The organism is Pseudomonas gorinensis (assembly GCF_042015035.1).
Lineage (GTDB): Bacteria > Pseudomonadota > Gammaproteobacteria > Pseudomonadales > Pseudomonadaceae > Aquipseudomonas > Aquipseudomonas gorinensis.
The window spans coordinates 5,444,411-5,468,407 of the sequence record NZ_CP167125.1 but is presented as its reverse complement, the minus strand read 5'-3'; the positions used below and the strand labels follow the sequence as shown (position 1 = coordinate 5,468,407).

At 61.4% G+C, this 23,997-nt stretch carries 19 protein-coding genes; 10 read left to right on the top strand and 9 right to left on the bottom strand.

What is annotated here, in order from left to right; all coding sequences use genetic code 11:
- The first annotated feature begins 343 nt into the window (after positions 1 to 343).
- Entirely contained in the window at positions 344 to 1,204 is an 861-nt protein-coding gene (locus AB7933_RS24710; RefSeq protein ID WP_024076820.1) for a DMT family transporter, read from the top strand.
- A gap of 32 nt (positions 1,205 to 1,236) precedes the next feature.
- Here AB7933_RS24710 and AB7933_RS24705 read toward each other — a convergent pair whose 3' ends face one another.
- Both AB7933_RS24705 and AB7933_RS24700 read right to left on the bottom strand, forming a co-directional pair.
- Positions 1,237 to 2,121: a DMT family transporter gene (locus tag AB7933_RS24705; protein ID WP_024076819.1), complete on the bottom strand. Its 885-nt coding sequence runs from the start codon at positions 2,119 to 2,121 to the stop codon at positions 1,237 to 1,239.
- Positions 2,122 to 2,173: 52 nt separating this feature from the next.
- Positions 2,174 to 3,784 (bottom strand): methyl-accepting chemotaxis protein, encoded by a 1,611-nt coding sequence (locus tag AB7933_RS24700; protein ID WP_370694644.1) that lies wholly within the window; start codon positions 3,782 to 3,784, stop codon positions 2,174 to 2,176.
- Positions 3,785 to 4,201: 417 nt separating this feature from the next.
- Here AB7933_RS24700 and aceK point away from each other — a divergent pair, with 417 nt between their 5' ends.
- The 5 genes from aceK to AB7933_RS24675 all read left to right on the top strand — a co-directional run bounded on the left by aceK (position 4,202) and on the right by AB7933_RS24675 (position 12,350).
- Positions 4,202 to 5,923: a bifunctional isocitrate dehydrogenase kinase/phosphatase gene (gene aceK, locus AB7933_RS24695; protein ID WP_024076817.1), complete on the top strand. Its 1,722-nt coding sequence runs from the start codon at positions 4,202 to 4,204 to the stop codon at positions 5,921 to 5,923.
- A gap of 70 nt (positions 5,924 to 5,993) precedes the next feature.
- On the top strand, positions 5,994 to 9,905 hold the full coding sequence (hrpA, locus tag AB7933_RS24690) for an ATP-dependent RNA helicase HrpA (protein WP_024076816.1): 3,912 nt from the start codon (positions 5,994 to 5,996) through the stop codon (positions 9,903 to 9,905).
- A gap of 351 nt (positions 9,906 to 10,256) precedes the next feature.
- On the top strand, positions 10,257 to 11,378 hold the full coding sequence (locus AB7933_RS24685) for a beta-ketoacyl-ACP synthase III (protein ID WP_024076815.1): 1,122 nt from the start codon (positions 10,257 to 10,259) through the stop codon (positions 11,376 to 11,378).
- Positions 11,379 to 11,505: 127 nt separating this feature from the next.
- Entirely contained in the window at positions 11,506 to 12,120 is a 615-nt protein-coding gene (locus AB7933_RS24680) for an RNA polymerase sigma factor (RefSeq protein ID WP_024076814.1), read from the top strand.
- On the top strand, positions 12,114 to 12,350 hold the full coding sequence (locus AB7933_RS24675; protein ID WP_024076813.1) for an anti-sigma factor family protein: 237 nt from the start codon (positions 12,114 to 12,116) through the stop codon (positions 12,348 to 12,350). The genes AB7933_RS24680 and AB7933_RS24675 overlap by 7 nt, the downstream gene beginning before the upstream one ends.
- Positions 12,351 to 12,470: 120 nt before the next feature.
- On the opposite strand, the gene AB7933_RS24670 is transcribed toward AB7933_RS24675, so the two are convergent.
- A complete protein-coding gene (locus AB7933_RS24670) occupies positions 12,471 to 13,793 on the bottom strand; it encodes a putative porin (protein ID WP_024076812.1) in 1,323 nt (440 codons plus the stop codon).
- 283 nt (positions 13,794 to 14,076) lie between these two features.
- Here AB7933_RS24670 and AB7933_RS24665 point away from each other — a divergent pair, with 283 nt between their 5' ends.
- The gene (locus AB7933_RS24665) at positions 14,077 to 15,201 is read left to right on the top strand and encodes a GNAT family N-acetyltransferase (RefSeq protein WP_024076811.1); all 1,125 of its coding nucleotides are present in this window, start codon (positions 14,077 to 14,079) and stop codon (positions 15,199 to 15,201) included.
- 12 nt (positions 15,202 to 15,213) lie between these two features.
- Here AB7933_RS24665 and aqpZ read toward each other — a convergent pair whose 3' ends face one another.
- The 5 genes from aqpZ to AB7933_RS24640 form a co-directional block, all read right to left on the bottom strand.
- The gene (gene aqpZ, locus AB7933_RS24660; protein ID WP_024076810.1) at positions 15,214 to 15,915 is read right to left on the bottom strand and encodes an aquaporin Z; all 702 of its coding nucleotides are present in this window, start codon (positions 15,913 to 15,915) and stop codon (positions 15,214 to 15,216) included.
- A 188-nt stretch (positions 15,916 to 16,103) separates the two neighbouring features.
- The gene (locus tag AB7933_RS24655) at positions 16,104 to 17,936 is read right to left on the bottom strand and encodes an ABC transporter ATP-binding protein (protein ID WP_024076809.1); all 1,833 of its coding nucleotides are present in this window, start codon (positions 17,934 to 17,936) and stop codon (positions 16,104 to 16,106) included.
- Positions 17,937 to 18,019: 83 nt separating this feature from the next.
- Complete coding sequence (locus tag AB7933_RS24650) at positions 18,020 to 18,583, bottom strand: peptidylprolyl isomerase A (RefSeq protein ID WP_003210708.1); 564 nt, start codon at positions 18,581 to 18,583, stop codon at positions 18,020 to 18,022.
- 3 nt (positions 18,584 to 18,586) lie between these two features.
- On the bottom strand, positions 18,587 to 19,390 hold the full coding sequence (locus AB7933_RS24645) for an alpha/beta fold hydrolase (protein WP_093235826.1): 804 nt from the start codon (positions 19,388 to 19,390) through the stop codon (positions 18,587 to 18,589).
- 14 nt (positions 19,391 to 19,404) lie between these two features.
- Positions 19,405 to 20,328 (bottom strand): LysR family transcriptional regulator, encoded by a 924-nt coding sequence (locus AB7933_RS24640; RefSeq protein WP_024076807.1) that lies wholly within the window; start codon positions 20,326 to 20,328, stop codon positions 19,405 to 19,407.
- A gap of 49 nt (positions 20,329 to 20,377) precedes the next feature.
- Between AB7933_RS24640 and AB7933_RS24635 the strand changes: the two genes are divergently transcribed.
- The 3 genes from AB7933_RS24635 (at position 20,378) to AB7933_RS24625 (ending at position 22,512) form a co-directional block, all read left to right on the top strand.
- Positions 20,378 to 20,692: a 3-phosphoglycerate kinase gene (locus AB7933_RS24635; protein WP_024076806.1), complete on the top strand. Its 315-nt coding sequence runs from the start codon at positions 20,378 to 20,380 to the stop codon at positions 20,690 to 20,692.
- A 151-nt stretch (positions 20,693 to 20,843) separates the two neighbouring features.
- Positions 20,844 to 21,443 (top strand): FMN-dependent NADH-azoreductase, encoded by a 600-nt coding sequence (locus AB7933_RS24630; protein WP_024076805.1) that lies wholly within the window; start codon positions 20,844 to 20,846, stop codon positions 21,441 to 21,443.
- A 202-nt stretch (positions 21,444 to 21,645) separates the two neighbouring features.
- On the top strand, positions 21,646 to 22,512 hold the full coding sequence (locus AB7933_RS24625) for a carboxylate/amino acid/amine transporter (RefSeq protein ID WP_024076804.1): 867 nt from the start codon (positions 21,646 to 21,648) through the stop codon (positions 22,510 to 22,512).
- A gap of 174 nt (positions 22,513 to 22,686) precedes the next feature.
- Here the strand turns inward: AB7933_RS24625 and AB7933_RS24620 are convergent, their stop codons facing one another.
- Positions 22,687 to 23,985, bottom strand: coding sequence for a mechanosensitive ion channel family protein (locus AB7933_RS24620; RefSeq protein WP_024076803.1), 1,299 nt, complete (start codon positions 23,983 to 23,985; stop codon positions 22,687 to 22,689).
- Positions 23,986 to 23,997 lie beyond the last annotated feature (12 nt).

The window sequence follows — 23,997 nt, the reverse complement described above, 5'->3', positions numbered from 1 at the left end:
GGGCGTTGGTGAAGTGATTGCAAAACGTATCAACGGCTGGTTATAGTCAGGCCTTCTTCATCCCTCCATACAAGATCAGCCCATGCCAGCTCTCCAGCGCATAGCGGTAGTCGATTCAGCGGTCAACGCTGTGGTCGTACCGTGCGGGAACAAGCAGCCTGCGCAGATCAGTCACTACCCCCCACCTGTCAGTCGCACGCCGGTGTACGCAGTCGTATCACCGCCGGGTGTTGGCATTTCGGGCTGATCAGCGACTCGCTGTCCCCGTCTGCACGCCTGAAAAAACTCCAGAACTTCAGCCTTTGCTGAGTCGGCTTTTTTTGCCTGATTACAGGTGGTAACCATGTCTGTTCTTTCGAAACAATCCGTGGCCGCGGCGGCCTCGACGAGCCTGTTTGTCCTGCTGTGGAGCAGCGGGGCGATCTTCTCCAAGCTGGGCCTGGCCCATGCGTCGCCCTTCGCCTTCTTATTGATCCGTTTTGCCATCGCCCTGCTCGGTCTGGTGATCCTCGTACCGATGCTCAAGCTGCAACTGCCGCGCCCCGGCAAACCGCTGTGGTATGCAGCGGCGACCGGCCTGGTGTTGTTGGGGGCCTACCAGATTTTCTATCTGCTGGCCCTGGACCTCAACGTCACCCCCGGCGTGATGGCGACCCTCATGGGCGTGCAGCCGATCCTGACCGTGGCGCTGACGGAGCGCCAGCGTTCCGGGCGCCGCCTGTTCGGCCTTGGCCTCGGGTTGGCGGGGTTGATCATGGTGGTGTACCAGGGTATCGGGCTGGCGGGGATGTCCCTGGCCGGGATGCTCTTCGGCCTGCTGGCCCTGGCGAGCATGACCTTCGGCTCAATCATGCAAAAACGCATTACCGACAACCCTTTGGGCACGCTGCCGCTGCAGTACCTGGCCGGGCTGCTGTTGTGCGCGGTATTCGTGCCGTTCCAGCCGTTCCACTTCGAACAGAATGCCGGCTTTTACCTGCCGGTATTGTGGATGGGGCTGGTGGTGTCGGTGCTGGCGACGTTGCTGCTGTACCGCCTGATCGCGCGGGGCAACCTGGTCAACGTCACCAGCCTGTTCTACCTGGTGCCGGCGGTGACGGCGGTGATGGATTACCTGATCTTCGGTAATCGGCTGGCGTTGTTGAGCCTGCTGGGCATGGGGTTGATCATTGTTGGGTTGGTGTTTGTGTTCCGTAAAGGCTGATGTCTACCCCGTAGGTGCCGGTTCGCCGGCGCCTACGACCTGCGTGGCCGCAACACCAACCACAACGCCCCCGCAATCAACACCCCGCCATACAGATGCGCCATTGATAACGGCTCGTCGAGCAGCAACGCGCCCCACAGCACGCCGAACGGCGGGATCAGGAAAGTGGTGGTCATCGATCTCACGGGGCCAATCGCAGTGAGCAAGCGGAAGTACAACACATAGGCAAACGCCGTACACACCAGCCCCAGGCCCAGCAGCGACAACCACACCTGCCACCCACCCCAACTCGCGGGCGGATGGCTGATGGCGCTGTAGATAAACAACGGCAGCAGGAACAACGTGGCGCCGAGCATGCTGCCCAGGGCGGAAAGACGACTGTCCAATCCTCCCCGCTGGTCCAGCCAGCGGCGCGCCAGGAACCCGGCAAAGCCATAACACGTAGTCGCCAGCAAACAGGCCAGCGCGCCCATCAATAATTCCAGGTCAAACGCCACCGGGCCCGCGCGGGTCAGCACGCCTACACCGAAAAGCCCCAGGCACACCCCGGCGATTTTCGACGGGGTCAGCCGCTCGCTGAAGAACAGCCCGCCGATCAACACCCCCATCAACGGGGTGGTGGCATTGAAGATCGCCGAGTAACCCGCTGGCAGCACCTGGGCGGCCACCGAATACATCGTCGCGGGAATCCCGGAGTTGATCACCCCCAGCAGCAGGACGGTCTTGAACTTGCCCTGGAAGTCCCAGCGCACGCGCATCATCGCCAGGATCACCAACAACCCTGCGGCGGCAATCGACACGCGGAAAAACGCGGTCGGCACCGTGCCAATCTCTGGCGCGATGATACGCATGAACAGGAAACTCGCGCCCCAGATGGCGGCGAGCCCCAGCAAGTACAAGGTGTCGACAGGTCTCACGTAACGCTCCTACCTCAATAAGCCGGCGAGTGTTACATGACCTTTCTATTGATTACAGAACAAACCGCGTCACCAACCCATTCAGGTCCACCGCCAGGCGCGACAGCTCCTGGCTGGCGGCCGAAGTCTGGGTGGCGCCAGCGGCGGTCTGGGTCGACAGGTCCCGGATATTCACCAGGCTGCGGTCCACTTCGCGGGCCACCAACGCTTGTTGCTCGGCGGCGCTGGCGATCACCAGGTTGCGCTGGCTGATCTGCGAGATGGCAGCGGTGATTTTTTCCAGGGCGCTGCCGGCGTTGTTGGCCCGTTGCAAGGTTTGGCCGGCGTGCTCGGCGCTGCTGTTCAAGGCACTGACGGTGTCCTGGGTGCCTTGCTGAATGCCGGCGATCATCTGCTCGATTTCTTCGGTGGAATCCTGGGTACGCTGGGCCAGTGAGCGCACTTCATCGGCGACCACCGCAAAGCCACGCCCGGCCTCACCCGCGCGGGCGGCTTCAATGGCGGCGTTGAGCGCCAGCAGGTTGGTTTGCCCGGCAATGCCGCGGATCACTTCCAGCACCTTGCTGATGTCCTGGGCCTGCATCGCCAGGCCCTCGGCTTTGTTCGAAGCGCCGAGCACTTCGTCCACCAGGTTCTGGATCGAGCTGATGGTTTCGCTGATCTGGTAGTGGCCGTGCTTGCTGTCTTCGTCGGACGCCTGGGACGCTTCGGCGCTGGATACCGCATTGCCCGCCACTTCATCCACCGCCGCGCTCATCTCGGTCACGGCGGTCGCGGCCTGTTCGATCTCGTCGTTCTGCGCTTGCAGGCCACGTGTGCTCTGTTCCATCACCGAACTCATTTCTTCAGCCGCCGATGCCAGTTGCTGCGCCGATTCGCTGATGCCACGGATGGTGGTTTGCAGTTGCGCCTGCATGGTTGCCAGTGCTGTCAGCAGTTGTGCCGGTTCGTCATGGCCCTGCACCACGACGGGCTGGCTCAAGTCTCCGGCGGCAATCGTGCGCGCAACGCTCAGGGCCTGGCCCAGTGGCGCGGTGATGCTGCGGGTCAACAGCCAGGCCAGCAGCAAGGTGGCGACCAGCGCAACGGTGATGATCAGGCCGACAATCCACTGCGCGCGCGTATACACCTGTGCCGCTGCATCGGTTGCGGCTTCCACGCCGTTCTGGTTGAAGGTGATCATGTCCTCCAGGCTCTTGGTGAGGATTCCACCCTGTGGCGCCAGGCGGTTGTTGAGCAGGTCGATAGCGTCCTGCTGCTGGTCCTTATCCACCAGGGCGATCATCTGCCCGACGATGGTGAGGTAAGTGTTCACGTTGGCTTTGACCTGCTTGAGCAGTTCGCGCTCCTGGTCGCTGCTGAGCAGGGTTTCGTGATGGTCCAGCAGGGTTTGCAATTCTGTACGTTGGCGGCTGATCAGGCCTTTGCTGTTGTCACGCACGCGCGACTCGTCGGTGGTTGCCAGGCGCAACGCTTCCAGACGGATGCTGGCCACGTAGGCCGCGCTGTCATGGATATTCTCGATGCTCGGCATCCACGACCCCTCGATCACCAGGGCGCTTTCACGCAGCTTGGCCATCTGACCCAGACCAAACAGGCCGACAATCACCAGCAGGCTGGCCAACACCCCAAAACTCAGACTGGCGCGCAGCCCGATCCTCATGTTCCTCAATGACATCTCAGTGCTCCTCGGGCGATTAAAACCAGTTCCCGGATCGGTCTTCTGACCTTGTTAGGGTGGGAGAGGGCGCGGTATATATCAAAGTGCCATCACTGCGGTAATCAGGGTTTCCCTTAGGCTGTATCGAAATGCTTACACATGCTGAAAACCAGTCGCCGTGCGGGTTTGCCTCGGCTGCTGCGGCCAGGCCACGTGGTTACAGGCTTTCAGATGAAACGTTTAACGTGCGAAACGCGACTTTAGGGGGTGTTTATTGACCGTATGGTCGAATTAAAAAAACTGAAAATAAATGTACGATCTGCGCGAAGTTGTACAACCCGTCGGAAAAAATCATCCTTCTCCTGTCACTCTTCACTGGCTAAGCTCAGGGCTTCCAGATGCCCGTTCGAGGTTTCCCGCATGTCGCAATCCACGCCCGCCCTCGCTATTGCGCGGATGATCCTTGAAGGCTTCGACGATTACCGCGAGCACTTTCGCCAGATCACCGACGGCGCCCGCGAACGTTTCGAAAAAGCCCAGTGGCAACTGGGGCAGGCAGCCTCGGCGGCGCGTATCAACCTGTATGAAGAGAAGGTCAGTGAAGTGACCGAGCGCCTGCGGGCTGCCTTCGACGAGGCCACGCTGCTGGATATCGACGTTTGGCCGCTGGTGAAAAGCGCCTATATAGGCCTGATTGACCTGCGCTTTGACGATGAGCTGTCCGAGACTTGGTACAACTCGATTTTCTGCGGCCTGTTCAGCCATGACCTGATCAGCGACGGCTGCATGTTCATCCACACGACCCGGCCGAGCCTGCGTCGGGCGCGAGCGGCGCAGACCCGCATCTACACGCCGGCCGGCAAAATCACCGATATGCTCGCGCAGATCTTCGCCGACTACCGCTTCAGCGAGCCCTATGCCGATTTGCCGGCCGACCTGCGTCGCCTCGAAGCACAACTGCGCGAGAACCTGCCGGATTGGGTCTGTAAGGACCCGGAGCTCAAGGTCGAGCTGTTTTCCTCGGTGCTCTACCGCAACAAGGGCGCCTACCTCGTAGGACGCATCTACACCCATGAAGAACAGTGGCCCCTGGTCATCCCGCTGCTGCACCGCGAAGGGCGCGGCATCCAGATCGACGCGCTGATCACCGATGAAGCCGATGTGTCGATCATCTTCTCGTTCACCCGTTCTTACTTCATGGTCGACGTGCCGGTACCGGCGGAATTCATCGGCTTTCTCAAGCGCATCCTGCCGGGCAAGCACATCGCCGAGCTGTACACCTCCATCGGGTTCTACAAGCACGGCAAGTCGGAGTTCTACCGCGCGCTGATCAACCACCTGGCGACCACCGATGACCAGTTCATCATGGCCCCCGGCGTGCGCGGCATGGTCATGAGCGTGTTCACGCTGCCGGGCTTCAACACCGTGTTCAAGATCATCAAGGACCGCTTCTCGCCGTCGAAAAACGTCAACCGCGCCACGGTGATCGAGAAATACCGCCTGGTCAAAAGCGTCGACCGCGTCGGGCGCATGGCCGATACCCAGGAGTTCGCCGACTTTCGCTTCCCCTTGAGCAAGTTCGAGCCCGAGTGCCTGGCCGAATTGCTCGATGTGGCCGCCGGCACCGTCGAAGTGGAGGGCGACACCGTGCTGATCCGCCACTGCTGGACCGAACGGCGCATGACCCCCCTCAACCTCTACCTCGACAACGCCAACGACGCTCAAGTGCGCGAAGCCCTGGAAGACTACGGTCTGGCCATCAAGCAATTGGCGGCGGCGAATATCTTTCCCGGTGACATGTTGCTGAAGAACTTCGGCGTCACCCGCCACGGCCGTGTGGTGTTCTACGACTATGACGAAATCTGCTTCCTGACCGAGGCCAATTTCCGCCACATCCCCGCACCCCGCACCCCCGAGGATGAAATGGCCTCCGAGCCCTGGTACTCCATCGGCCCGCTGGATGTGTTCCCCGAAGAATTCCCGCCGTTCCTGTTTGCCGACGCTGGCCAGCGCAAGCTGTTCAATGAACTGCACGGCGAGCTGTATAACGCCGACTACTGGAAAAGCCTGCAAGACGCGATTCGGGCCGGCAAGGTCATCGATGTGTTCCCTTACCGGCGCAAGGACCGCGATAACGAATGAGGGGCGCGCGCGGCGGCGGTTTTCTGCGACAATCCTCCCCCTGCATAAATAGACGACCCAAACGCACCTGATGACTGACCAAGCGCCTGCTATCGACCAACTGCTGAAAAACCTCGACCACGCCATGCTCGCCGACCGCCACCGCTTGCGGCGGCAGTTGCTCGAGCTGCGCAAGAAGCCCGATGAGGAGAAGCTGGCGCAGTGGGTCACGCGCGTGCAGGCGTCCTGTGCCCAGGTCACGGCGCGGCGTGCCAGCCTGCCGGTGATTCGCTACGACGACAGCCTGCCGATTGCCGCCAAGCGCGATGAGATCAAGGAAGCATTGCTCAAGCATCAGGTGCTGATCATTGCGGGCGAAACTGGCTCGGGTAAAACCACCCAACTGCCGAAAATCTGCCTGGAAATCGGCCGCGGCCAACACGGCCTGATCGGTCATACCCAGCCGCGCCGGATTGCCGCGCGCAGCGTCGCCAGTCGCGTCGCCGAAGAGTTGGCCACGCCGCTGGGCGCGCTGGTCGGCTATCAGGTGCGCTTTGAAGACCAAAGCGACTCCAACACCCTGATCAAGCTGATGACCGATGGCATCCTGCTGGCCGAAACCCAGAACGATCGCTACCTCGAACGCTACGACACGATCATCGTCGACGAAGCCCACGAACGCAGCCTGAACATCGACTTCCTGCTCGGCTACCTGAAGACCCTGCTGCCGCGTCGTCCGGACCTGAAGGTGATCATCACCTCGGCAACCATCGACCTGGAGCGTTTCTCCAAGCACTTCGACGATGCGCCGATTGTCGAGGTTTCGGGCCGCACCTTTCCGGTGGACACTTGGTACCGTCCACTGACCCTGGAACAGGACGAAGAGGGCAATCGTGTCGAAGATGACTTGACCGTCGACCAGGCCATCCTCGCCACCCTCGATGAAATCGCCGCCTATGAGCGCAGCGAGCGGCGCAGCCCCGGCGATGTGCTGGTGTTTTTGCCCGGCGAGCGCGAGATTCGTGACGCCGCCGACATGCTGCGCAAGGCGCAGCTCAAGCACACTGAAATTCTGCCGCTGTACGCGCGCCTGTCGCCGGCCGAACAGCAGCGTATCTTCCAGTCCCATCCCGGACGACGTGTGGTGCTGGCGACCAACGTCGCCGAAACCTCGCTGACCGTGCCGGGCATCCGCTATGTGATCGACAGCGGCACCGCACGCATCAGCCGCTACAGCTACCGCGCCAAGGTGCAGCGCCTGCCGATCGAGGCGATTTCCCAGGCCAGCGCCAACCAGCGTAAAGGCCGTTGCGGGCGGGTTGAACCGGGGATCTGCATTCGCTTGTACAGCGAAGAAGACTTTATCGGGCGCCCGGAATTTACCGACCCGGAAATCCTGCGCACCAACCTGGCTGCCGTGATCCTGCAGATGCTGCACCTGCGCCTGGGTGAAATCACCGACTTCCCGTTTATCGAGCCGCCGGATGGCAAGGCGATCAGCGACGGTTTCAACCTGTTGCAGGAGCTCTCGGCCGTCGACCGCAACAGTCAGCTGACGCCGCTGGGGCGCCAATTGGCGCGCCTGCCGGTGGACCCGCGCATGGGCCGCATGCTGCTGGAAGCCGCCAAGCTCGGCAGCTTGCAGGAAGTACTCATCGTGGCCAGCGCCATGTCGATCCAGGACCCACGCGAGCGCCCACCGGAACGCCAGCAGGCCGCCGACCAGGCCCACGCACAATGGAAGGACCCGGATTCGGACTTCGCCGGGTTGGTCAACCTCTGGCGCGGCTTTGAAGAACAACGCCAGGAACTGACCGCCAGCCCGCTGCGCAACTGGTGCCGCAAGAACTTCCTCAACTATTTGCGCCTGCGCGAGTGGCGAGACTCCCATCGTCAGTTGAGCTTGATCTGTCGCGACATGCAGTTGACGGTCAATAAGGAACCGGCGGACTTCCCCAAACTGCACAAGGCGGTGCTGTCTGGCCTGCTCAGCCAGATCGGCCAGAAGACCGAAGACGGCGATTACCTCGGCGCGCGTCAGCGGCGCTTCTGGATTCATCCGTCGTCGGGCATCGGCAAGAAGCGCCCGCAATGGTTGATGACCGCCGAACTGGTGGAAACCACCAAGCTGTATGCGCGCATGGTGGCCAAGATCGATGCCGACTGGATCGAGCCATTGGCCGGGCACCTGATCAAGAAAAACCACTTCGAGCCCCATTGGGAGAAGAAGCGCGGCCAAGTCGTGGCGTTCGAGCAGATCACCTTGTTCGGGCTGATTGTGGTCGGTCGGCGGCCGGTGCATTACGGGCCCATCGACCCGGTGGTGTCCCGCGAGCTGTTTATCCGCGAGGGCCTGGTGCGCGGCGAGATTCAGTCCCGCGCCAAGTGCCTGGCGGCCAACCAGCAACTGCTGGAGCAGCTCGACGAACTGGAAGCCAAGGCGCGCCGTCGCGACATCCTGGCGGACGAAGAAACCCTCTACGCCTTCTACGATGCGCGCTTGCCGGCGGAGATCCACCAGACCGCCACCTTCGACAGCTGGTACAAGGTCAACAGCCAGAAAGACCCGCAATTGCTGATCATGCGCGAAGAAGACGTGCTGGCCCGCGAAGCCAGCGAAGTCACTGCCGCACATTACCCCGACACCCTGCACCTGGGCGACCTGGAACTGGCCCTGAGTTACCACTTCGAGCCCAACCATCCGCGCGACGGCGTGACCCTGCGGGTACCGGCGCCGCTGCTGCCGGCCTTGCCGCCGGAGCGCCTCGAATGGCTGGTGCCGGGGGTGATCGAAGCCAAGTGCATCGCGCTGGTGCGTAACCTGCCCAAGGCACTGCGCAAGAACTTCGTGCCGGTGCCGGATTTCGTCAAGGCCGCGCTACAACGCATCGAATTTGGCCAGGGCTCGCTGCCCCAGGCATTGGGCCGCGAACTGCTGCGCATGACCGGCGCGCGGGTCAGTGATGAAGCCTGGGCCGAGGCCGCGCAGCAAGTTGACAGCCACTTGAGGATGAACCTGGAAGTGGTCGACGGCCAGGGCAAGTTCCTCGGCGAAGGCCGCGACCTGGCCGAGCTGACCGCGCGCTTTGCCGAAGCCAGCCAGGCCGCATTGGCCGTGCCGCAGACCGCGAAAAGCCAGCAACCGGTGCAAGCCAAGGCGTTCGCGGCGGTGGCCGAGAAGACCCAGCAGAAGATCGCCGGGCTGTCGATGACGGTGTACCCGGCGCTGGTGGAGGAGGGCGGCACGGTCAAGGAGGGGCGTTTCTCAACCGCCGCGGAGGCTGAATTCCAGCACCGCCGCGCGTTGCAACGCTTGCTGATGCAGCAACTGGCTGAACCGGCGAAATTCCTGCGCGGCAAGTTGCCCGGCCTGACCGAATTGGGCCTGATGTACCGCGAACTGGGGCGTATCGATGCCTTGGTGGAGGACATCCTGCTGGCCAGCCTCGACAGTTGCGTGCTGGACGGCGAAGCCAGCCTGCCGCGCGACGGTGCCGGCCTGGCGGCCTTGGCCGAACGTAAGCGGGGCAGTTGGACCGAGCACGCCGAACGCCTGGCGCGCTTGACCCTGGAGGTGCTGAAGCTCTGGCACGGCCTGCAAAAGCGCTTCAAAGGCAAGATCGACCTGGCCCAGGCGGTGGCCTTGAACGATATCAAGCAACAGTTGAGCAATCTGGTCTATCCCGGTTTTGTGCGGGAAACCCCGGCGCAATGGTTCAAGGAGCTGCCGCGTTTCCTCAAGGCCATCGAGCTGCGCCTGGAGAAGCTGCCGAGCCAGGTGCAAAAGGACCGGGTGTGGAGCACCGAGCTGGGCGGCCTTTGGGCGCAGTACCAGAACCGCCTGAACAAACATGCCCAGGAAGGCAAGCGCGACCCTCAGTTGGAACTCTATCGCTGGTGGTTGGAGGAGTATCGCGTGTCGTTGTTTGCCCAGCAGTTGGGCACCAAGGTACCGATTTCCGACAAGCGCCTGAGCAAGCAGTGGAGCCAGGTAGAACCCTGAAGCCTCTCCCTGCCTCCAGGACTGGGCAGGTCCAAATGTGGGAGGGGGCTTGCCCCCGATAGCGGTGTGTCAGGCAAAGATTCTGTGACTGATACACCGCTATCGGGGTGTAGCCCCCTCCCACATTAGAAATCGGTGCGCTTTGAACAGTGGCATATGGCGCCAAATCCCTGGGTTTGTGGCAAACTTCGCGGTTATAAATGCCGGGATCGTCGTGATGGGCTGGTGCGCAGCCGCGGCGCGATGGAATAAAGCGTTGCCAGTTTGGTGCCCGCGGTGGGGAATCGGACTACTTACAGTTTGGTACGACGGTACCAATATCTTCTGCCTGACAGATTTAGAGGAACGACCGTGCATAACGTCGTCATCAGCGGCACTGGCTTGTACACCCCGGCCAACAGCATCTCCAACGAAGAGCTGGTGCAGTCTTTCAATACCTACGTGCAGCAGTTCAACAGCGACAACGCCGCTGCCATCGAGCGCGGCGAGGTGCAGGCGCTGACCGAGTCCAGCGCAGCCTTTATCGAGAAGGCCTCCGGTATCAAAAGCCGCTTTGTCATGGACAAGGACGGCATTCTCGACCCGCAACGCATGGCCCCGCGCCTGCCCGAGCGCAGCAACGATGAATGGTCGGTCCTGTGCCAGATGGCTATCGGTGCCGCCGAGCAAGCCCTGCAGCGCGCCGGCAAGACCGCCGCCGATATCGACGGCGTGATCGTTGCCTGTTCCAACCTGCAGCGTGCGTACCCCGCCATCGCCATTGAAGTCCAGGAAGCCCTGGGCATCGAGGGGTTTGGTTTCGATATGAACGTGGCGTGTTCCTCGGCCACCTTCGGCATCCAGAATGCCGCCAACAGCATCCAGCTGGGCCAGGCCCGGGCGATCCTGATGGTCAACCCCGAAGTTTGCACCGGCCACTTGAACTTCCGTGACCGCGACAGCCATTTCATCTTCGGTGACGCCGCCACGGCCGTGATCCTGGAGCGCGCCGACCTGGCAACTTCCGAGCACCAGTTCGAGGTGGTGAGCACCAAGCTGTTGACCAAGTTCTCCAATAACATCCGCAACAACTTCGGCTTCCTCAACCGTGCGGCGGAAGAGGGCATCGGAGCGCCCGACAAGCTGTTCGTGCAGGAAGGCCGCAAAGTCTTCCGCGATGTCTGCCCGATGGTCGCCGAGCTGATCGGTGTGCACCTGGAAGAGAACCAGCTGAATGTGGCCGATGTGAAGCGCTTCTGGCTGCACCAGGCCAACCTGAGCATGAACCACCTGATCGTGAAGAAACTGCTGGGCCGCGAAGCCACGGTGGAAGAAGCACCGGTGATCCTCGACACTTACGCCAATACCAGTTCGGCAGGTTCGGTGATTGCGTTCCACACCTACCAGGACGACTTGCCCAAGGGCGCCGTGGCGGTGCTCAGCTCGTTCGGCGCCGGGTACTCCATTGGTAGCGTGATCCTGCGCAAACGCTGATCTACCGGTCGGTCACGATCCAATGTGGGAGCTGGCTTGCCTGCGATTGCATCACTGCGGTGCCAGCATCGCAGGCAAGCCAGCTCACACGGGAATCGGGTTTTCCACGGTGGAATCGAGGTAGACGATGGCGGCAGCGGACGACGCGCACCTGCTTGAACGCTTGCTCAAGGGCGAGCAGCGGGCCTACAAGGAATTGGTCACCCAATACCAGAGCGCCATGCGCGCGGTGGCCTATGCCATCGTCGGTCAGCGCCATGCCGATGAAATCGTGCAGGACGCCTGGCTGGCGGTCGTGCGCAACCTGCCCAAGTTCGAAGGACGCTCCAGTCTCAAGACCTGGCTGCTGACCATCACTGCCAACGCCGCCAAGAGCCGTTACAAACAGAATCGCCGGGAAGTATTGCTCGACGATTTGCCCTCGCCCCATGGCACGATCGGTGATGAGCGTTTCTCGCCCGACGATGGCCACTGGGCCGTCGCCCCCTATGCCTGGCACCAGGACACGCCGGAAGCCCTGCTGACCGAGGAAGAGCTGCGCAAGTGCCTGGAGCATACGTTGCTGAGTTTGTCTGAGTTGCAAGGCAGCGTGTTGGTGTTGCGCGAACGCCAGGGCCTGGAACTGGAAGAGATCTGTAATCTTCTAACGCTGTCGCTCTCCAACGTTCGTGTGCTGCTGCATCGAGCGCGGCTTAAAGTCTTCGCCACGGTGGAGCATTTTGAGGAAACGGGCGAATGTTGACCTGTAAAGAGCAAGTGGCACGTTCCAGTGACTATCTCGATGGGCAATTGACCTTTCGCGAGCGCCTGTTGGTGCGTCATCACTTGATGTTTTGCCCGAACTGTCGGCGGTTTATCCGCCAGATGCGCCTGATGCAGGCGACGTTGCGGATCTTGCCGCAGCCGCCGGTCGACGATGCGGATGCCTTGGCACAGCGGCTGGCTGCCGAGCGGCTCAAGGATCAGGAGTAGCGGGGAAGCAAAAGCAGGCTCGCGTGGGTGAGTCGAACGGATGATGGGGACCGATTCACCCACGCAAGGCTGTTACAGCCACCTCGGGCCGTCCTGGCCCAAGGCTTGTCACACGGGTATTCAGAACTTGGCTTCAGCATCCAACTGCAGGGTGTTGGTGTTGGCATCGCGCTGAGTGCGGCTGGCGTAGTCAGCCTTGGTCAGGAAGTACGTGGCGCCGACGGCGAAGTTTTTGTCGATGTCGTAGCTGACCTTCATCTTGTGGCCGCGCGAACCGGTGGTGCCGTTGCCGAAGTCCGAATCGGTGAAGGCGCCTACAACAGCGTTACGTTGCGTATCGCGGTAGTTGTAGTCCAGGTTGAAGCCGAACACCTTGGACTTGGCACCCAGCAACCAGGCAGTGTCCTGGTCGTTGGAGGCGTCGTTGTTCTTCACGTACTGGCCGTAGAACGCCAGTGGCACGGCCAGGCCGCCGATGTCTGCCTGGGCAAACCCTTCGTACAGGCGGAATTGTTCGTTTGGCGAGTTGCCGTTGACCGCCAGTGCGCAAGGTGTGCTGGTGGTGGTACAGGCACTGTTTTCGTCGTTCTGGTAGGCGTAGATGCTGCCGCCCAGGGTCATTTTCAGGTTGTCGGTCACCGAGAAGCGTGTACCCAACTGGCCGGAAGTCAGGCGCAGGTCGTGGCGAAATTGCACGCCGTCGCCGTCGACGTTGTCCTTGAGGTTGTAGTTACCGATGCTGCCGAACAGCTCGGCGCTGCTACCCAGTGGGTATTTGTAGGTCAATGCCAGGCCTTCCGGGTTGATATCGCTATCCCAGATCACGTCGCCCATGTTCACCCAAGGCTGGAGCATTTTGCCGCCGATCACGTGCAGGTTCTTGATCTGCTCGGGGTGGTAGTCGATGTAGCCAAGGTCCAGCCAGATCGACTTCTTGTCGAAGTAGTTATCCTGGTCCTGGTTGGTGGACCGCGCGTCGTCGCTGCTGCCCGTGGCGATACGGATGCCGGTGTCGACCTGGGAGTTGATCTCGGTGTAGGCGCCCAGGCGGGCACGAATGCGCTGACGGTCCTTGTCACGGCCACCGTTGTTGGATTCGCCCTGGATCTTCACGGTCTCCTGGCGGAAACGTACGTCACCCTTGAACTGCGTCTTCGCGGCCCATGCCAGCTTCTGATCGAAGACGCTGAGGTCGTTGGTTTTTTTCGCGGTGGCCGCGATCTGTTCGTTGGTCTCTTGTTGAGCTTGCTGAGCGATCTGCTTTTCTTTCTGATCCTTGGCCAGTTCAGCTTGCAGTTCGGTGTACTGCGCTGCGGTGATCTGGCCGTTGGCCTTGAGCATGTCGAGCAATTTAGCGTCGACTGCGGCGCTGGCAGGAACGCTCAGGGCCAGTAACAGGCCACCGCACAGGACCGCCGCAGTTTTAGTGGAAGCAAGACGCATATCAATCTCCGAAAGTGAGGAGGGATGGCAAACCATCCAGGACACAACCGACCGAGGACGGACGGAAAAAATAGCCGCCCGGTAGAACCAGGCGCTCTAAAAACAGGCGTCAGTATCGCGATGGTTTATGACGGCGCAGTGGCGAAGTAATGTCATCTACATGACAAATTATTTAAGAAGGAACTATTGGCATGCAGCCTTGTCCGGCGATTTGAGGGTGTACTGGGTCCGGCGATAAGCGATACTCGCCAGGCTTTCACGCCCTGAAGTAGTGAGGATGCCGATGCCGTTGCAACGCCTGCCAAGCCTGTCCGAAACCGCCCCTCAGACCTGGGATGCCCTGGTGCCGCACGCCCAACCGTTCGTGCGTCATGCGTTCCTGAGTGCGCTGGAGGACAGCGGTAGCGTCGGCCCCCATTCCGGCTGGCAACCGGAGCATCTGTTGCACTGGGAGGGCGATCGGCTGGTCGCGGCGTTACCCGGCTATCGCAAATGGCACTCCTACGGCGAGTACGTGTTCGATCACGGCTGGGCGGATGCCTGTGAGCGTGCCGGTATCGACTATTACCCCAAGCTGCTGACGGCCGTACCGTTCAGTCCGGTCAGCGGACCGCGCGTGTTGGCGGCCAATGCCGCCGACGCTTTTGAACTGCTCCAAAGCCTGCCGGGCTACCTGGAAATCGAGGGGCTCTCCGGCGCCCATATCAATTTCACCGATGCGTTGGCCGATGACGCCCTGGCCCAGCAGCCGGGCTGGATGCAGCGCCTGGGTTGTCAGTTTCACTGGCAGAACCGTGGCTATCGCGACTTTCAGGACTTTCTCGATGCCCTGAGTTCACGCAAGCGCAAACAGATGCGCAAGGAGCGCGAACAGGTGGCGGGGCAGGGCATTGAATTTGAGTGGCTACAAGGCCATGAACTGAGCGAAGCGCAATGGGATTTTGTCTATGCCTGCTACGCCAACACCTACGCCGTCAGACGCCAATCGCCCTACCTGACCCGCGCGTTTTTCAGCCTGCTCGCCGAGCGCATGCCCGAAGCTATCCGCGTGGTGCTGGCCAAGCAAGGCGCCCGCCCGGTAGCCATGGCGTTCAGCCTGGTCGGTGGCGACAGTTTCTACGGCCGCTACTGGGGCTGCCTGGCGGAGTTTGACCGCCTGCATTTCGAAACCTGTTTCTACCAGGGCATGGACTATGCCATCGCCCACGGCCTGCAACGTTTCGACGCCGGCGCCCAGGGCGAGCACAAGTTGATTCGCGGGTTTGAGCCGGTGATTACCCGGTCATGGCATTACTTGCGTCATCCGGGGTTGAAAAAAGCCGTTGAGGATTTCCTGGCGCGCGAGCGGGTGGGGATCCTGGCGTATGCCGAAGAGGCGAGGGCAGCCCTGCCTTATCGGCAGGGCTGAACTCGCGCGGCCTCAGGCCGGCTCCTCCTTGCCCAGCCATCGATAGGTAAAACCGCCGACCACCGCGCCGAGAATCGGCGCGAGCCAGAACATCCACAACTGCTGGATCGCCCACCCGCCCACGATCAGCGCCGGGCCCGTACTGCGGGCCGGGTTGACCGAGGTGTTGGTCACGGGGATGGAGATCAGGTGGATCAAGGTCAGGGCCAGGCCGATGGCGATCGGTGCGAGGCCCTTCGGGGCACGAGGGTCGGTGGCGCCAAGGATGATCAGCACGAACATCGTCGTCATCACTAACTCACAGACAAACCCCGCAGCCAATGAGTAGCCCCCCGGCGAATGTTCGGCATAGCCGTTGGAGGCCAGGCCCGACGCCAGTTCAAACCCTGGCTTGCCGCTGGCGATGAAGTACAGCAGCGCTGCGGCGACCGTGCCGCCAATTACCTGGGCCACGATGTAGGCCGGTAATTCCCTGGCCGGAAACCGCCCGCCCACCACCAGCCCCACCGATACCGCCGGGTTCAGGTGACAACCGCTGATGTGTCCGATGGCGACGGCCATGGTCAGCACCGTGAGCCCGAACGCCAGGGCTACACCCAACAACCCGATGCCGACGGCGGGAAACGCCGCGGCCAACACCGCACTCCCGCAACCGCCCAACACCAGCCAAAACGTGCCCAACCCTTCTGTGACTGAACGCTTGAACAAAGACATGCAACCCGTCCTTGATAGATCGCTCTACCGAATCAGTAAATCAGTGATGCTCCCTGCGGATTTACTTCAGCGCCCGCCTGGGCACTGCACTGAGTACAGCACGGTTCCGGCACAAATCCAGGGTACTCATGGGGGAGGGAGCAAGCTCCCTCCCTCCCACATTTTGAGTTGCGTAGGCCCGGCAGTTTTCAATCGATACCGACAAACCCGCCAGTCTGGTGTTGCCACAACCGCGCATACAGCCCGCCATGGGCCAGCAGCTCGGCGTGGCTGCCGCTCTCGGCGATCTGGCCCTTCTCCAGCACCACCAGGCGATCCATGCGTGCGATGGTCGACAATCGGTGCGCAATCGCAATCACCGTCTTGCCTTGCATCAGGGTCTCCAGGCTTTCCTGGATGGCGGCTTCCACTTCCGAGTCCAGCGCCGACGTGGCTTCGTCCATGATCAGGATCGGCGCGTCCTTGAGCAGTACGCGGGCGATGGCAATCCGTTGCCGCTGGCCGCCGGAGAGTTTGACCCCGCGCTCTCCCACGTGTGCATCCAGCCCGGTACGTCCTTCGGCATCCGACAGCAGCGGGATGAACTCATCGGCGCGCGCCTTGTGCACGGCGGCCCAGAGTTCTTCATCGGTCGCATCCGGTTTGCCATACAGCAGGTTGTCGCGGATCGAGCGGTGCAGCAGCGAGGTGTCCTGGGTGATCATGCCGATCTGTTCGCGCAGGGATTCCTGGGCAACCTCGGCGATGTCCTGGCCGTCGATCAGGATGCGCCCGCCCTGCAGGTCGTAGAGGCGCAGCAGCAGGTTGACCAGGGTCGATTTGCCCGCGCCGGACGGGCCGATCAGGCCGATTTTTTCCCCGGCCTTGATGGTCAGGTTCAGGCCGCCAATGATCCCGCTCTTCTTGCCATAGTGAAAATCCACCTGCTCGAAGCGCACTTCCCCATGGGGGACGCTCAGGCGCGGGGCGTTTTCGCGGTCGATTACCGCCAGTGGCTGGGCGATGGTTTTCAAGCCGTCCTGCACCATGCCGATGTTTTCGAAGATGCCGTTGACCACCCACATGATCCAGCCGGACATGTTGACGATACGAATCACCAGACCGGTCGCCAGCGCAATCGCGCCTACGGAAATCAGCGAGTGGGTCCACAACCACAGGGCCAGGCCAGTGGTGGTGACGATCAGCAGGCCATTCATGGTGGTGATCACCACGTCCATGCTGGTCACCACGCGGCTGGCCAGTTGGGTTTTTTCGGTCTGCTCGATGAGCGCTTCCTTGGCGTATTGCTGCTCGTAATGGGTGTGAGCAAACAGCTTCAAGGTGGTGATGTTGGTGTAGCCGTCGACAATCCGGCCCATCAATTTGGAGCGCGCCTCGGAGGAAATCACCGAGCGCTCTTTCACCCTGGGCACGAAGTAGCGCAGCGCCAGGCTGTAGCAGACGATCCAGGTCACCAGCGGGATCATCAGGCGCCAGTCGGCTTCGGCAAACAACACCAGCGAGCTGATCGCATAGATCGCCACGTGCCAGATCGCATCCACCGCCGCGACAGCGGAGTCGCGCAGGGAGTTGCCGGTCTGCATGATGCGCTGGGCAATACGCCCGGCGAAGTCGTTCTGGAAGAAATTCAGGCTCTGCTTGAGCACGTAGCTGTGGTTCTGCCAGCGGATCAGGCTGGTCATGCCGGGGCTGATGGTCTGGTGCACCAGCAGGTCATGCAGGGCACCGAAGATCGGGCGCAGCAGCAGGGCCACCACGGCCATCCAGATCAGTTCGGTGCTGTGCAACTGGAAGAAGTTCGCCGGGGGCGTCCCCTGGGCCAGGTCGATAATGCGGCTCAGGTAGCTGAACAGCGCGACCTCGATCAGCGCACCGATCAGGCCCACCACCAGCAGCGCGGCAAAACTCGGCCACACCTGGCGCAGGTAATAGAGATAGAAGGGCAGGACTTTATCGGGAGGGGCCGCGCTGGGGGCTTCGCGGAAGATGTCGATCAGTTGTTCAAAACGACGATAGAGCATTAGGGTTGACGCCCGCCTGGCGGGCTCTCCTGTTCAAATGCGTGCGGTGCCTGGTGGGCGCCGCACGGAACTACCTGCAGACCTCAGTCGATGCGCTTGGCCGACTTGATCAGGACAGGATCGATAGGCACGTTCTGCATGCCTTGCTTGGTGGTGGTCTGCGAGTTGACGATGATGTCGACCACGTCCATGCCCTTGACTACCTTGGCGAACACGGCATAACCGGCGTCGCGACCTGGATCGAGGAAGGCATTGTCGGCGACGTTGATGAAGAATTGGCTGGTGGCCGAGTTCGGATCGTTGGTGCGCGCCATGGACAAGGTGCCACGTACGTTGTGCAAGCCATTGCTGGCTTCGTTCTTGATCGGCGCTTCGGTCGGTTTTTGCGACATCTGCTGGGTGAACCCGCCGCCCTGGACCATGAAGCCCGGGATCACGCGGTGGAAAATCGTGTTGGTGTAGAAGCCCTTGTCGACGTAGGCCAGGAAGTTTTTGGTACTGATCGGCGCCTTGACCGGGTCCAGTTCGATTTCAATGTCGCCATTGGTGGTGGTGATCAGTACGTGCGGCGCCTTGGCAGGCTCGGCCGCCATCAGGTTGGCAGCGAACAATACGGAACCGGCGAAGAAGGCGATTTTTTTCAGCATGGGTCAGTGATCCTGGGTAGTGGTTTCGACTGTCTTTAGAAAATCGAGCAACGTAGCGTTAAAGACTTCGGGTTGGTCCAAGGGCGTGGCATGGCGGGAATCCTCGATCACCACCAGCCGCGCATCGGGCAGCAGTTTTACATAGATTTCTTTCTGCGCCACGGGGGTGTAGTCGTGGTCGGCGCTGATGACCAGGGTTGGACAGGTAATCCTCGAAAGTCGTTCCTGTACGCCCCAGCCCACAATCGCGTCGAAGCTGGCGAGATAAGCACGTTTGTCGTTTTTTGCCCAGCGTTCGGCCATCTTGCGGCGCAGGTCGGCCTGGTGCGGTTTGGGGAACAGTCGGTCGCCGAGAGCTTTGCCGATCGTGGCCAGGCTGAGCGCGCGCGCGAGGCTCCAGCGCTTGGCCCACTGCCAGTAATCATCGGCACTGCGAACCTTGACCTCGGGCGCGCTGTTGACGATGCACAGGCTCTTGACCAGGCCGGGCTCGTCCACCGCCAGCTGGAAGGCGATCATCCCCCCCATGGACAAGCCCACCACATGGGCGGGCGGCAGGTCCAGGTGTTCGATCAGGGCGAGCAGGTCGAAGGTAAAGCCCTGGATACTGTAGCGCTCTCGAGGTTTGTCGGAGCGCCCATGGCCGCGTACATCCACCACGATCAAGCGGTAATGCCTGGCCAGCACCGGGATCTGCAGCTCCCAATCCTGGCTGCTGGAGCCCAGGCCATGGATCAGGATCAGCGGCGTGCCGTGACCGTATTCCTCGTAATGCAGGTTGCAGCCTTCGTGGTCGAACCAGGCCATGCTTGAACTCCGTTTCAGGCTTGCTGCGGGGCGGCGAAAGGGGCGTCCAAGGGGGCTGTGTCGAACGTGCGCAGCAGCTCCACCAGGATCTGCGTGGCTGGGCCCAAGGGTTTGTCCTTGTTTGAATACAGGTAGAACGTCGGATGGCGGCTGCCGCCCTGTTCCAAGGGTAGCTGCTTGAGCACGCCTTCGGCGAGTTCGCGTTCGATCATGTGCCGGGGCAGCCAGGCAAAGCCCAGGCCGCTGCCGACAAAGGCGGCGGCGGTGGCCAGGCTGCCGACGGTCCAGCGCTGCTCGGCGCCAAGCCAGCCCACATCGCGCGGCTGCTGGCGACCGGAATCGCGGATCACCACCTGCATCTGGCTTTCCAGGTCCTGGAAGCTCAACTCGCGGTTCATGCGGTGCAAGGCATGCTCGGGATGGGCCACGGCGATGAACTCCACATCGCTCATTTCCGTGCCCAGGTAGCCGGGAATGCTGAAACTGCTGATCGCCAGGTCGGCCACGCCTTCCATCAACAGCTCTTCGACACCCGACAGCACCTCCTCACGCAAGCGCACGCGACAACCGCGGCTTTGCGGCATAAAGGCCGTCAAGGCACGCACCAGGCGCGCATTCGGGTAGGCGGCATCGACCACCAGGCGCACTTCGGCCTCCCAGCCCTGTTCCATATGGTGGGCCAGGTCTTCCAGTTGACTGGCGTTTTTCACCAGTTGCCGGGAGCGGCGCAACAGCACTTCACCGGCCTCGGTCAGCACCGCCTTGCGCCCGTCGATGCGCAACATCGGAACGCCGAGTTGGTCTTGCATGCGGGCCACGGTGTAGCTCACCGAGGACTGCGAACGGTGCAGCGCTTCAGCCGCCTGGGCGAAGCCGCCATGGTCGACCACGGCTTGCAGCGTGCGCCATTGATCAAGGGTAACGCGGGGCGCTTTCAAGATGAGCTCCTCTTGTCCTAAGCTGGCGGTCCTTATTGGAGACTGCCGAATGAGAAAATTCTGTTGTGTGTTGCTGGCGCTGTTGCCGATGAGTGCCTTTGCCTACCCCATCGACGTGACTAAAAAAATCGACGGCGTGAGCATCGATTACACCGCCTCCGATGTGGACGGCGACATCAGCTCGATTCAATTGAATAACTACGGCACGAAGGACGCCGTGTGTTCGGTCACCTTTACCAACGGTCCGGAATCACCCCGTCGACGCACGGTCACGGTACCGGCGGGTAAAAGCACCAACACCACCGTCAAGTTCAACCGCGCGATCATCAAAATGCGGATCGCCCTGGCCTGCGCCCCGAAATAAAGCAGCAGCGGAGCGTCCCGACAGGAATACTCCGCTTATAAACAAATTTCTAGATGGTTTATAGCAGTTTTTTGCGCTTTTTTATCGAATTGGCTCTGTCTACTCTTCACTCCATCGCCTTACAGCAAATGCAGATGGAGCCTACGAAGCCATGTCCAATGTTCTGATCATCGAAAGCAGCGCCCGCCAACAGGATTCGATTTCCCGGCAACTGACCCAACAGTTCATCAGCCAATGGCAGGCCGCCCATCCGGCAGATCAGATCACGGTGCGTGACGTCGCCCTTGACCCGGTGCCGCACCTGGACGCCAACCTGCTCGGCGGTTGGATGAAACCTGCCGACCAGCGCAACCCCAGCGAACAGGCCTCCCTCGACCGTTCCAACGAATTGACCGATGAATTGCTCGCCGCCGACGTGCTGGTGATGGCGGCACCGATGTACAACTTTGCCATCCCCAGCACCCTCAAAGCCTGGCTGGACCACGTGTTGCGTGCGGGTGTGACCTTCAAGTACACCGCCACGGGGCCCCAAGGCCTGCTCACCGGTAAACGCGCCATCGTGTTGACCGCTCGCGGCGGTATCCATGCCGGCGCCAGCTCCGATCACCAGGAACCCTACCTGCGCCAGGTCATGGCTTTTATCGGGATCCATGACGTCACCTTCATTCATGCCGAAGGCGTGAACCTGAGCAGTGACTTCCAGGAAAAGGGCATCAACCACGCCAAGGCGCTGCTGGCGCAGGTGGCTTGATCCTTTAATCGCCAGATAATCGCGCGGTGTTTATATCGCTCCACGCAAACCCTTCAAGTACGCGTAAGAACCTCCCTTTGCACTTGTTGCTCCTGAGTGCTCCTGCCCGACTGACGCTATAGCGAGGTCGGGTTTTTTTTGCCCCGAGTTTCGTCAAACGCCGAAAACCTTTAATGTCCCGCCCATTCGAAATGAGGCGCGCATGGGCTATCTACTGGTTGTCACCCTGATTCAGGCATTTTCCTTCAGCTTGATCGGCGAATACCTCGCCGGTCACGTCGACAGCTACTTCGCGGTGCTGGTGCGTGTGCTGCTGGCCGGGCTGGTCTTTATCCCGTTGACCCGCTGGCGCTCGGTGGAGCCGGCCTTCATGCGCGGCATGCTGGTGATTGGCGCGCTGCAGTTTGGCGTGACCTACGTGTGCCTGTACCTGAGCTTTCGTGTGCTCACGGTGCCGGAGGTGCTGCTATTCACCATCCTCACCCCGTTGCATGTGACCCTGATCGAAGACGCGCTCAACCGCCGCTTCAATCCCTGGGCGCTGATCGCCGCACTGGTGGCGGTGACGGGGGCGGCGGTGATCCGTTTCGACCAGATCACCCCGCACTTCCTCATGGGCTTCCTGTTGCTGCAACTGGCCAACTTCACCTACGCCGCCGGGCAGGTCATGTACAAGCACCTGGTGGCGCGCTACCCCAGCGACCTGCCGCACTATCGACGCTTCGGTTACTTCTACCTGGGCGCGTTGTTGGTGGTGCTGCCGGCGTTCCTGTTGTTCGGCAAAGCCAACTTCCTGCCGGAAGCGCCACTGCAATGGGGCGTGCTGGTGTTCCTCGGATTGGTCAGTACCGCCTTGGGCATGTATTGGTGGAACAAGGGGGCCTGCCTGGTCAACGGCGGCACCTTGGCGGTGATGAACAATTTGCATGTGCCGGTGGGGCTGCTGCTGAACCTGCTGATCTGGAACCAGCACGAGCCGCTGGGGCGGTTGGCGCTGGGTGGCCTGGTGATTCTGGGGGCGGTGTGGATCAGTCGGTTGGGGGCATGCAAGGAGCCAGTGCTGCGCTGACCCGCCCAGGGGAGCGGGCTGTTGTGGAGAGCCGCAATGCCAGTCAGTTAAGGAGGAACTGTGGCGAGCAGGCTTGTTGTGGCGAGCGGGGCAAGCCCCCTAGCCACAGGGGGGGGGTGGGGCAGTTTGCTGCGCGGCAGCGCTAAGTCAGAAACTCCCACGGAGGATGCGGTGTTAACCCGAATGCTGTTCGATGGCGGGTAGATGACTGGCCCCCAACACCGCCGGCAACACCCCGGCACGCAAGTCATTCCCGCTGGGTTGTTGATAGAGACTCAACCCAAATTCCGGCAGCACCGCCAGCAAGTAATCGAAGATATCCCCCTGGATCCGCTCGTAATCCGCCCACGCGGTGGTGCGGGTGAAGCAGTAGATTTCCAACGGCACACCCTGGGCGGTGGTTTGCATCTGGCGCACCATGCAGGTCATGTTCGGTTGGATGTCCGGGTGGCTTTTCAGGTAGGCCAGGGCGTATGCGCGGAAGGTGCCGAGGTTGGTCATGCGGCGACGGTTGGCCGACAGTTGCGCGCTGTGGCCCTGGGCTTCGTTCCAGGCCTTGAGTTCGGCCTGCTTGCGGCTGATGTAGTCGGTGAGCAGATGCACCTGGGTCATGCGCGTTTCTTCATCATCGCGCAGGAACCGCACACCGCTGGCATCGATGTACAGGCTGCGCTTGATGCGTCGCCCACCCGACGCCTGCATGCCGCGCCAGTTCTTGAACGACTCGGACATCAGGCGCCAGGTGGGGATGGAGACGATGGTTTTGTCGAAGTTCTGCACCTTGACGGTGTGCAGGGTGATATCGACCACATCGCCGTCGGCACCGACCTGCGGCATTTCGATCCAGTCGCCCACCCGCAGCATGTCGTTGCTGGTGAGCTGCACGCTGGCGACGAACGACAGCAGGGTGTCCTTGTACACCAACAGGATCACCGCCGACATGGCGCCCAGGCCCGACAGCAGCAGCAACGGCGAGCGGTCGATCAGGGTGGCGACGATGATGATTGCGGCAAAGACAAACAGCACCATCTTCGCCAGTTGCACATACCCCTTGATCGAGCGCGTGCGCGCATGTTCGGTACGGGCATAGATGTCGAGCAGGGCGTTGAGCAGGGCGCTCATGGCCAGCGTCATGAACAGGAGGGTGAATGCCAGCGCGACGTTGCCGATAAACAGGGTGGCGGTCTTGCTCAGGTCTGGCACCAGGTACAAGCCGAACTGGATCACCAGGGACGGCGTCAGCTGTGCCAGGCGATGGAAGACTTTGTTGTGCCGCAGATCGTTGAGCCAATGCAGGGGCGGTTGCCTGCCGAGCAGCTTGATGGCGTGAAGGATGAGGTAGCGCGCCACCCGGCCCAGTAACAAGGCCACCACCAGCAACACCAACATACCCAGGCCAGCATGCAGCAACGGGTGTTGATCGAGGGCGCCCCAAAGGTCTTGGACGTTGAGCCAGAACTGTTTGATATCCATGGGTGAAACCGA